This window comes from Brotaphodocola sp., from assembly GCF_050873065.1.
Lineage (GTDB): Bacteria > Bacillota > Clostridia > Lachnospirales > Lachnospiraceae > Brotaphodocola.
Map to the genome: position 1 here is coordinate 1 of NZ_JBNMIC010000065.1, position 10500 is coordinate 10500.

A 10500-nucleotide genomic window follows, 5' to 3' on the forward strand; every position below is an offset into this window, starting at 1 on the left:
GCGACGAATGCGTTTGAGCAGGCACAGATCTGCTGCGGCGGAGTTGACACGAGAGAAATCCACGCAGAGACGCTTGAATCCAAACTCGTGCCGGGACTTTATCTTGTCGGAGAACTCTTAGATGTCGACGGAATCTGCGGAGGATACAACCTTCAGTGGGCATGGTCGACGGGGGCAATCGCCGGCCGCTGTGCTGCCCAGGGAAATGAAAATGCGTCTGGACGGGAGAAAACGACGGCAGAGACAGGACAAGATAGGAAACAAGAGACGAGACAAAAAAGACAGAACAAATATTAGAACTAGAAAGCTAGAATAGAAATAATAGAAACAGAAAAAAGAGAAGAAAAAAGAGAAGAAGAGAAAACAGATTATGATACGGATTACACAGTTGAAACTTCCGGTGGATCACAGTCCGGAAGCTTTGAAAAAGAAAGTGGCAAAGCTGCTTCGGATTGCGCCGGAAGAGATCGAGAGGGTGGTGATCTGCCGCCAGTCGCTTGATGCGAGAAAGAAACCGGAGCTGTTTTACAGCTATACGGTGGACGTAGAAGTCGCAGGAAAGCGCGAGGAGAACCTTGTACATAAGGCAAAGAGCAATCAGGTGAGCCTCAGCAAAGAAAAGCCCTATGAGTTTCCAAAATCCGGGGAGGAATCGCTTGGAGGGCGTCCTGTCATCATCGGAGCCGGCCCGGCAGGACTCTTCTGTGGCCTGATGCTTGCACGCGCAGGTTACAGGCCGGTGATTCTCGAGCGCGGGGATGATGTGGATGCGCGTCAGGAAAGCGTGCAGAAATTCTGGGAGACGGGCGAGCTTGATCCCTCCTCGAATGTACAGTTTGGAGAGGGCGGAGCAGGAACATTTTCCGATGGAAAACTCAATACGCTGGTGAAAGATTCCTCCGGCCGCAATCATCTCGTGCTCAAGATTTTTTGTGAGTTCGGAGCAGATCCGGCGATTCTCTATGAGCAGAAACCGCATATCGGAACAGACGTTCTGTCCGGTATCGTGAAGCGGATGCGCGAGGAAATCATCCACCTCGGCGGAGAAGTGCATTTCAGGTGTCAGATGACCGGACTTCTCATGAAGGACGGGGCTGTGCGCGGAGTCCGCACCGCAGATGGCAGTGTGATCGAGACAAAGGCGGTTGTCCTTGCAATCGGGCACAGTGCGCGCGATACTTTTGAAATGCTTTATCAGAGTGCAGTCCCGATGGAGGCGAAATCTTTTGCCGTCGGGCTGAGAATCCAGCACCCGCAGTCGGTGATCAATGAGTCTCAGTATGGACGAAGAGATGCCGGAAAACTTGGAGCGGCGAGCTATAAGGTGACGGCGCAGACGACGAGCGGGCGGGGCGTGTACTCATTTTGCATGTGTCCGGGCGGATATGTGGTAAATGCATCCTCAGAGCCAAGCAGACTTGCGGTAAACGGAATGAGTTACCATGACCGTGCAGGGGAGAATGCGAACAGTGCGCTGATTGTGACTGTGGGACCGGAGGATTACCCGGATCAGAGTCCGCTCGGGGGAGTGGCGTTCCAGAGAGAACTTGAGCGCAGGGCCTTTGAGGCAGCAGGTGGAAAGATTCCGGTACAGCTCTATGAGGACTTTAAGGAAAATCGCCTCTCAGAAAGCATTGGCCGTGTGACGCCCGCAATGCGCGGCCAGTGGGCTTTTGCAGATGTGCGGTCAATTATGCCGGAAAGTCTCAATCAGGCGCTCCTTGAGGCAATGGAGCGCTTTGGACACATGATTCATGGCTTTGATATGCCGGATGCGGTTTTTGCCGGGATTGAGAGCCGTACTTCCTCGCCGGTAAGAATTCACCGCAATGAGAAGTTTGAGAGTGAGATTTCCGGTCTTTATCCGTGTGGTGAGGGAGCTGGATATGCGGGAGGCATCACGTCCGCAGCGATGGATGGCGTCAAGGTCGCAGAGGCGATTGCGCGCCGGTTTTCTACCGAGTAGGCGATAACGGGTTGTGGTTTACGCGTTGCGCAGACAGTAACGATAACGACAAAGGAAGACTGGAAAAGCGGACAGCAGACGGATATCGAACAAAGCGCAAGAATGACAGTAAGAACAACAATAAGAACAACAACAGGTACGATAAGAAGAACGACAACAAGTACGGTATAAGTACGATGAGGGGCAAGAGGCAAAAAGTAAAAGGCAGGAGACAGGAGGATGAGGGCAGAATGGCACAAAAGATGGATCTGGGACAGAGGACAGAGATGACCGAGTCAGAGCGTCAGATGAGAGAAAAACTGAATGGAAAGAAACGAATTGTAATTAAGATCGGTTCTTCCTCGCTCACACATCCCGAGACGGGTGAATTGAATCTGTATAAGATTGAGAAACTTGTGAGAATCATCTGTGACCTGAAAGGGGAGGGGCGGGATGTGGTTCTCGTTTCGTCCGGAGCGATTGCAGCGGGACGTCAGGCTCTCGGAGGGCAGAAGCGCCCAACGACGATCTCAGAGAAGCAGGCATATGCGGCGGTCGGACAGGCCCGTCTGATGATGGTTTACCAGAGACTGTTTTCGGAGTATAATTCGATTGCAGCCCAGGTTCTGATGACGAAGGATACGATGACAAACGAGGTCTCCCGCTACAATGCGCAGAACACGTTTGATGAACTTTTAAATCTCGGCGCGGTTCCGATCGTAAATGAGAACGATACCGTTTCCACCCACGAGATTCAGTTCGGTGATAATGATCGTCTGTCGGCTGTCGTTTCGGCGCTGATCGGTGCGGATCTGCTGATTCTTCTGTCTGATATCGACGGGCTTTACACGGATGATCCTCGCAAGAATCCGGATGCGAAATTTGTCAGCTTCATCCCGGAGATCGATGAGAATCTGATGGGAATGGGAAAGGATTCTTCCGGAAGTGATGTCGGAACCGGCGGAATGGCGGCAAAACTTGTCGCAGCGCGGATTGCGACAGATTCCGGTTGTGACATGGTGATTGCAAATGCATCCGATGTCATGGTGATTCACGACATTGTGAAGGGTGAAGAAAGAGGCAGTCTCTTCCTTGCACATCCGAATCTGGATTTTGACCTGATGGATTACATGAATTCCAAGTATTAACTCAGAGGGGATGCACAGTGATTCTGATTGGAGGATGTCAGCAGAGCTGACCAGAATCACGCGCCAAGTCTCCGCGAGCGTCGACTTGAATCAGGGCAAGATCAAAGTAGGGAAAACGAAAAAAGCGTGCTTGAAAATGCCACACAGACTATAAAAAGGAAAAAGTGGTTAGAACGTTAGAACATGGGAATTAGAAATAGAAATTACAGAAAATTAGAAGTTATAGAAAATTGGAGGAAGATACCATGGATCAGAGCAAGATTGACAGAATTAACGAGTTATATCACAAATCTCAGGCAGTGGGACTGACGGATGAGGAGAAAGCAGAGCAGACTGCACTCAGAAAAGAGTACATTGAGGCGATTCGCGGAAGCATGCGTGCAAATCTGAACAATATTTCTATTAAAGAGAAGGACGGAAGCATCACGGATCTCGGCAAGAAGTATGGCGGTGTCAGCGAGCAGAAGTCATAAAGAATTTTTCTATCCATATCTGCGGCTGTGTCTACACATCTACGCGGATGAAATCGCGGGTCTTATTTGCTCGCGGAAAGGATAAAATAAATCCGGCAAAGGAAAGAAAAAACCGGGCAAAAAGGTGGCTGACATATATGGCAGAAAAAGCGACAGGTCAAGAGATAAAGCAGTTCCTTAGAGGTTTTCATAAAGATTTGAATGAACATTCAAATGAATATTCGAAAGAAAATCCAAAGACCGATCCTGAAAAGAAAGCAGCAGATCTGAAGAGTGGGCAGGATGAGGAAGAATGCCGGAATCAGCGGATGCAGCAGCAGAGAAGGCAGATTCGCAAGGAGATGAAGCAGCAGAGGGCAGAATTAACTGGGGCTGAGCGTAAGGCAAAAGATCGGGCACTCACGGAAAATCTTCTGGCAGTACTGGATTTTCCAGATCATTTTATGGAGAACTCAGATTTGGTTGTCTATGCATATGCATCCTTTGGAACGGAGGCGGACACGTTCCTACTTCTGGAAACTCTATGGAAACGAAAGATTTTAACGGCTCTTCCGCGGGTCGAGGGAAACGAGATGAAGTTTTATTTTGTCTCAGGAAGAGAAGAGCTTACAGAAGGGTATATGGGGATTTTAGAGCCATCCAAGCAGTGCCTGCCGGCACAGAGCCCGCGGGCGGTTGTGATCACACCGGGGCTTGCGTTTACGAAAACGGGAGAGCGTCTCGGATATGGCGGCGGATTCTATGATCGCTTTTTTGAGGCAGAGCCACTTCACCGAAAAGTCGCAATCGCCTATGGATTTCAGGTGCTCAGAGATCTGCCATCCCAGCCGTGGGATGTGCGGGTGGATCAGCTTGTGACGGATGAGGAGATTATCACGATTTCTGATGTGCATCGGTGATTGGGTAATATAAAAAGCAAAGATTCGAACAGAAATATGGAAATTTGGAAGCAGCGGTTTGAAAAGTTGAGAGAAAACGGGAGGAAGCGCATATGGATTTAAACATGGATCTGCTTACAATCGGACGGCAGGCAAAAGAGGCATCTGGGTATATGAACCGTATGGGAATCACAGAGAAGAATCAGGGACTTTTGCTCACTGCACAGTCTCTGCTCGATCATGAAGATGAGATCCTCACGGCAAATGCGCAGGATATTGAAAATGCGCAGAAAAATGGAATGAACCCTTCTATGATCGACAGACTCAGGCTCGATCACACCCGCTTAGAGGGAATGGCAGATGGACTCAGACAGGTTGCAGGGCTTGCCGATCCGGTCGGCGAGGTGACCTCAATGAAACCGCGTCCAAATGGTCTTCTGATTGGCAAGAAACGGGTTCCCCTCGGCGTTGTCGGAATCATCTATGAGGCGCGCCCGAATGTGACTTCTGATGCGTTTGGACTCTGTTTTAAGACGGGAAATGCTGTGATTTTAAAGGGTGGAAGCGATGCGATCTGCTCGAATCAGGCAATTGTTGCTGCACTCCGTGATGGTCTGAAAAAAGGTGGATTCTGTGAAAATGCGGTTCAGCTGATCACGTCGACGGACCGTGAGACGACGAAACAATTTATGCGGATGAATGGATATGTCGATGTGCTGATTCCGCGCGGAGGAGCCGGACTGATCCGCGCGGTTGTTGAGAACAGCACGGTTCCGGTGATTGAGACGGGAACTGGAAACTGCCATATCTACGTCGATGAGAGCGCAGATTTTGAGATGGCGATCAACATTATCATCAACGCGAAGACTCAGCGCGTGAGTGTCTGCAATGCGTGTGAATCCCTGATTGTGCATCACGCGATCGCAAAAGACTTCCTCCCGCTCTTGAAGAAAAGATTAATGGAAGAAAAACAGGTAGAAGTGCGCGCCGATGAGTGCGCTTGTGAGATTATTCCGGAGTTTACGAGGGCAAATGAGAGCGACTGGGGAACCGAATATCTCGACTACATCCTTTCTCTGCGGATTGTGGATAACCTCGATCAGGCAATCGCTCACATCAACCGTTACAACACGGGGCACTCCGAGGCGATCATCACGAATGACTATGAGAACGCACAGCGCTTCTTAAATGAGGTGGATGCGGCAGCGGTTTATGTAAATGCGTCCACAAGATTTACCGATGGAAATGAATTCGGTTTCGGCGCTGAGATCGGAATCAGTACTCAGAAACTCCATGCGAGAGGTCCGATGGGACTCGAGGCATTGACGACCACGAAGTATATCATTTACGGAAATGGTCAGGTGCGATAATCAGGAAATCACATAACTCAGAATAAATGTTTCCCTTGCGCTATAAGGGTGTGAGGGGATCAGATAAGTACCATATAAACTCTAAGTAGCTCGATATCTATTTTTTTAGATGTCGGGCTATTTTTATTTCCAGAAAAAAATTCTGGAAAATGGGAAGCGAAAAAATATGATACGATGTAGCCAACAGATGAGGAGCAAATAAGAAACAAATAAGAAGGGAGCAAATGCATGAATATCTTTGAGTGCCTTGCATATTTGAGAAGTGTGGATGATACATCTTTCGGTTATCCAAACGAAATTTGTTATTATAAAGATGAGTATGGAAATGTTTATTTTGACTCTAATTATGATTTGTCAGATCAGTTTAAAGAGATTGTAGATTTGGGGCGCAATACCTATTTTCTTGCAAAAGAGGATTTCGACCGGTATGCAGAATATGAGATTTTGGTGACTGATTTGAATAAAAATAAGACTAGCTTAAAGCGCCTTTCATATACACGACGCCCTTATTATCGGATGAGAGGTTGTTCGGTCACAAAAGAGCAGGCATTTGAGATTATTCGTCGGACCGATGATTTTTTTAATTTTTGCATGGAAAAAATTGAAAATCATAAAGATTTTGTTCGCTCTTGCAATTTCAATAACTGGCTGATTATGAAAAATCATTATCCGGATGGATATGGCTGGATTCATGTGGATGGAAAAGTCGGATGCAATGCAATCACTCAGAAGTATCCGACTGTGGAAGAATTCTGTAAAGAGTGGTTTTTCAAATTAAGAGCATTTCCGTATTTGGATCTGGTGATTGCTGTGACTGACTGGAATGAAGAACCATGGTCACCGGATGATAAGTTTGAAGATGCGGTTGTTCTGGGAATTTATGTCCATGACAAGTGCATTGAGATCTTAAATAAACAGGATACACTGGCAAAGTATCAGGAATATGATGAGAAATACGGGCAGAACCCAGAACGATTTGAGCCAGAATACTATATGAAGCATGGGATCACGCAGGTAAATGAGGCATATCTAAGAAGGTGTATCGAGGCGTATGGCTTGAATCCAGATGACGAATTAGAAAAAGTGCCGGAGTATGTGTGGAAGGAAGAACGTTGATGCCCTTTTTTCTAAAAAATTGAAGAAAAGTGGAAAAGAAACAAAAAAATGGAAAGGTGATTCGTTCTGGTTGGTAGATTTCTTAGAGTGGTGTTGCTATACTGGATACAGAAAAAAAGAGAAGGAGAATATGCAGATGGGTTGGTATCATGTTGCTAAAAGCGGAAAAGGAATGTATTTAGGCGAGGAGCGTAAGATCGTTTTTCAAGAGGACAAGCTGATTCCGTATTTGCCGACGAAGGACGAGGCAATTAAGATTGGAGAAATGTCAGAAGAAAAATTGAAAGACTATGACAAGTGGCCTATTGTACAGAAGCTTGCAAGTGTTGATTACATAGGTGCGTATTATTTTAATGAGGAAGACTATTTTGAAGACTTCCATAATAGAACTATAGCGAATGGAATGCATTGTTGCTTTGAGAAACGTTATGGATATCCATTTGGTTCATTCAGAAGCGTATCTGATTATGATGATAATGTTATGATCTTTTGTAATAGCTTATGGCCGCCAAAGGAGTATAACCAGAATCTTGCAGAACTGACAGAGGAGAAACTGGAAAAGCAGTTGCAGGAATTTTTAACAGAGATTACGGGAGATTTGCGTTATGCAGACAAAAAATTGGAACTGTGTGAGGAGTATGATAAAACGTGAGTATCACCGGTGAGAGATAGTTCTAATTACTTATGCAAAAATTATAGAAGGGAGGAGTCTATAAAATAATGTGCATTAAAATTTTAGCCTCCTCCTGTTGGGTTATTTTTTGTTCGACTCAGTAATTGAAAAGGCAAGTTGAGAGGGATTGCCATCATATTCTGAATTGGGTACAAATTCCTGCTTGAATGTAACAGAGGAGCCATCTTTTAAAGCTAGCACTGTTGATGGATGTAATGAAGTTGAGCCATCTTCATGTATTACTGAGGGAACGGACATTGGAGAGTTAGCGGTAAAAAATTTTTCAAGTGTAAATGCCATATAATTAACGACATCCGTCAGTAATTGAGCATAAGCGGATGTAAAAATAAAAACACAAGTATTTGTTTTACTATTAGAAATGCAAGATATACTCCCTGTATCACATTTTTTATGTGTATCTGTATATTCAAGTTCTACTAGAATCCGATGGAATGCAAGAAAAATTTTACCTTGTATACTCGTCCAATTTTGTATAGCCTTCAAATAATCTTCATCCGTGCGATACTTGTCAATACCAGCAAGATATTCAAAACGTATTCCAAAGAGTCCAGAAAAAGTTCTAAGGTCATCATCGCTTAATTTTTTGGTACCTTTTATAAAGCGAGAAATATATTCACGACGATATGTACGTTTAGAAGAATCTAGTTGATTGAGTTTATCAGCTATTTCTTCATTATTAAGTTTATTTCTTTCTTTATATGTTTTCAACTCATTATCTAAACGTGAACGTACGGATGATGAGTTGGAGTGATGTGATACTTTTTTGTTTTCAGTTACTGAGTAAACAGGGTTATTGGTAAATAGTTTCTCAAGTGTGAATTTTATGTAATTAATAATATCTTCAAATACTAGAGAACGTTCAGACATTGAAATTGCGATATAAGTGTCTGCATTAACATTAACAATTAAAGAGATATTCTTTTCTTTAAGTTCATCTGCCAATGATTCTAAAAACTCACGGGTATTTTCTGGAAGTGGGTAATTATTATAATAAGTATCGATATATCCGAGTGTTAATAGAATCTGATGAAGTGAGGGGGAAATTTCCCTTTTTTCCTGTTCTATTTCCAATGCCTTTTGAAGATCTTCATCCGTGCGATAATCATCAATACCAGCAAGATATTCAGGACGTATTCCAAAGAGTTCAGCAAAAATGTCACAGTCATCTTTCTGTAGTTTTTTAGCACCTGATTTAAACTTTGAAAGATATGAGCTGTCAGGATATCTTTTTTGGGGTGCAAGTTTCTCAATTATTTTTTCATAAGTAATGTTATTATGATCTTTTTGGTATTTAGCTAGTTCAACTGAAAAACGTTCGGATGATTTTGACATAGAATACCTCCTTACATATATATGATAGCGTATACAAGTGAAAAATGCAATATTATGTCACATAACGCATGAAAAAATATAAATTTGTGACGAATAAAATCATGGGAATTTATGGTGGAGAATGATACACTATCAGTGCAGAGGAAAGAAAGATACTTTTAGAAGTAGAGGTGAATTGTTCTTTTTATGGAACGATCAATGATAGAGAGGAGAATATGTAGATGGTGGAGTATCGTGAGGTTGAGAGAATTGGAAAAGGTATGTATTTAGGTGTAGAGGATGAGATTGTTTTTCAAAATGACAAGTTAGTTCCGTATTTGCCGAGTAAAGACGAAGCAATTAAGATTGGAGAAATGTCAGAGGAGCAGTTGAAAGACTATGACGAGTGGTCCGTTTTAGAAAAAATGGCAAGTGTTGATTGGTGGTGTGTGGGGTATTTTGTAGATAAGGATTATTTTAACAGGCCTAATCAAATTATAGCAAATGCAATGCATTTTTGTTTTGAAAAACGTTATGGATATCCACTCGGATCATTTGGGAGTGTATGTGATGCGGAGCATAATGTTATGATTTTTTGCGAGCACTTTTTATGGCCACCGAAGGAGTATAATCAAAATCTTGCGGAATTGACAGAGGGAAAGCTGGAAAAGCAGTTGCAGGAATTTTTGGTAGAGATTACGGGAGATTTGCGTTATGCAAATAAAAAATTAGAATTGTGTGAGGATTATGGTAAGTATTAAACTTACGACGGGTCATACAATAATCAGAGATCAGATTGTAATCTTTGTGAGTGAAGGGGAGAATACGATGAAAAAGGTAGGAGGGACAATTTCACCAAATATGAAAAGGGCTGTAAATACAGATAAAATAGAAGCGGTATTGTTGGAGACCGCCCCTTCCTGTAGTTGGCACTTCAAGCTAAGATCACATTATCAGACAGTAAGAAAAAATGGGGCGGTTCTAGATGAAGAAAGTATGCGGTACTACATTCCATTTTCGTATTCTGCGTTTGGGGTAATAAAAAAAGAAAGATGCATGACGGAAAAATTATTGCGAGGATTTGTTACATATATCAATGACCTGCTCAAACACAAAGAACTTCGATCGAAAAAAAAGTTGCCTCGCTATACAGCAGAAGATTTCCTTGATTGCGAGCGAGATAAAGTGCTTTTGAGTAATCAGAAAAGCAAAAAAACAACGGCGGGAACGAAGGTAGATGAAGAAACATTTTTGAGCGATCAAGCATATTTCTTTTCTGATTTTGTGGAGTTCGCAAATCTGATGAATCTCCGAGGAGAGACAAAATTAAGAAAATGTCTGGAAGAAATATTTTCTAAAGAAAAGTATCAGAGTGAGATGGAGTTGCAGGATCAGTGCATGCTTTTTCGAGATGAAGGAGATGGTATTTACCAGGTTTTTTTGAGATTGCCGTATGATCTTATCGAGGAACTGGGATTGAAGGAACAGGATTCCCTTCAGGTAGAAGTTCAGGTTTGCGAGGATCGGGAAGAAGAGCCGGAGGATTGGGAAGAGGAGATGCGTGA

11 protein-coding genes are annotated in these 10500 nt (G+C 43.7%); 10 read left to right on the top strand and 1 reads right to left on the bottom strand.

The genetic code is table 11. The annotated features are described in order from the left end of the window. The 8 genes from ACR0QE_RS11920 to ACR0QE_RS11955 form a co-directional block, all read left to right on the top strand. Positions 1–297: NAD(P)/FAD-dependent oxidoreductase (locus ACR0QE_RS11920; protein WP_432628568.1), on the top strand; the 297-nt coding region annotated here is incomplete at its 5' end. A 73-nt stretch (positions 298–370) separates the two neighbouring features. Beyond that, entirely contained in the window at positions 371–1966 is a 1596-nt protein-coding gene (locus ACR0QE_RS11925) for an NAD(P)/FAD-dependent oxidoreductase (RefSeq protein ID WP_432628569.1), read from the top strand. A 266-nt stretch (positions 1967–2232) separates the two neighbouring features. After that, entirely contained in the window at positions 2233–3093 is an 861-nt protein-coding gene (proB, locus tag ACR0QE_RS11930) for a glutamate 5-kinase (protein WP_432628576.1), read from the top strand. A gap of 245 nt (positions 3094–3338) precedes the next feature. Then, complete coding sequence (locus tag ACR0QE_RS11935; protein ID WP_177977032.1) at positions 3339–3566, top strand: DUF896 domain-containing protein; 228 nt, start codon at positions 3339–3341, stop codon at positions 3564–3566. A 137-nt stretch (positions 3567–3703) separates the two neighbouring features. Further along, entirely contained in the window at positions 3704–4465 is a 762-nt protein-coding gene (locus ACR0QE_RS11940) for a 5-formyltetrahydrofolate cyclo-ligase (RefSeq protein WP_432628570.1), read from the top strand. A 104-nt stretch (positions 4466–4569) separates the two neighbouring features. Beyond that, positions 4570–5814 carry a glutamate-5-semialdehyde dehydrogenase gene (locus ACR0QE_RS11945; RefSeq protein WP_432628577.1) on the top strand — a complete coding sequence of 415 codons (1245 nt, stop codon included), beginning with the start codon at positions 4570–4572 and terminating at the stop codon, positions 5812–5814. Between the two features lie 654 nt (positions 5815–6468). Next, entirely contained in the window at positions 6469–6930 is a 462-nt protein-coding gene (locus ACR0QE_RS11950; protein ID WP_432628571.1) for a hypothetical protein, read from the top strand. A 136-nt stretch (positions 6931–7066) separates the two neighbouring features. Beyond that, positions 7067–7582 (top strand): hypothetical protein, encoded by a 516-nt coding sequence (locus ACR0QE_RS11955; protein WP_432628572.1) that lies wholly within the window; start codon positions 7067–7069, stop codon positions 7580–7582. 102 nt (positions 7583–7684) lie between these two features. Here the strand turns inward: ACR0QE_RS11955 and ACR0QE_RS11960 are convergent, their stop codons facing one another. Further along, entirely contained in the window at positions 7685–8956 is a 1272-nt protein-coding gene (locus ACR0QE_RS11960; RefSeq protein WP_432628573.1) for a helix-turn-helix domain-containing protein, read from the bottom strand. Between the two features lie 221 nt (positions 8957–9177). On the opposite strand from ACR0QE_RS11960, the gene ACR0QE_RS11965 reads away from it, so the two are divergent. Further along, positions 9178–9696, top strand: coding sequence for a hypothetical protein (locus ACR0QE_RS11965; RefSeq protein WP_432628574.1), 519 nt, complete (start codon positions 9178–9180; stop codon positions 9694–9696). Positions 9697–9763: 67 nt separating this feature from the next. After that, a partial coding sequence (locus ACR0QE_RS11970; protein WP_432628575.1) for a hypothetical protein occupies positions 9764–10500 on the top strand: 737 nt, incomplete at its 3' end.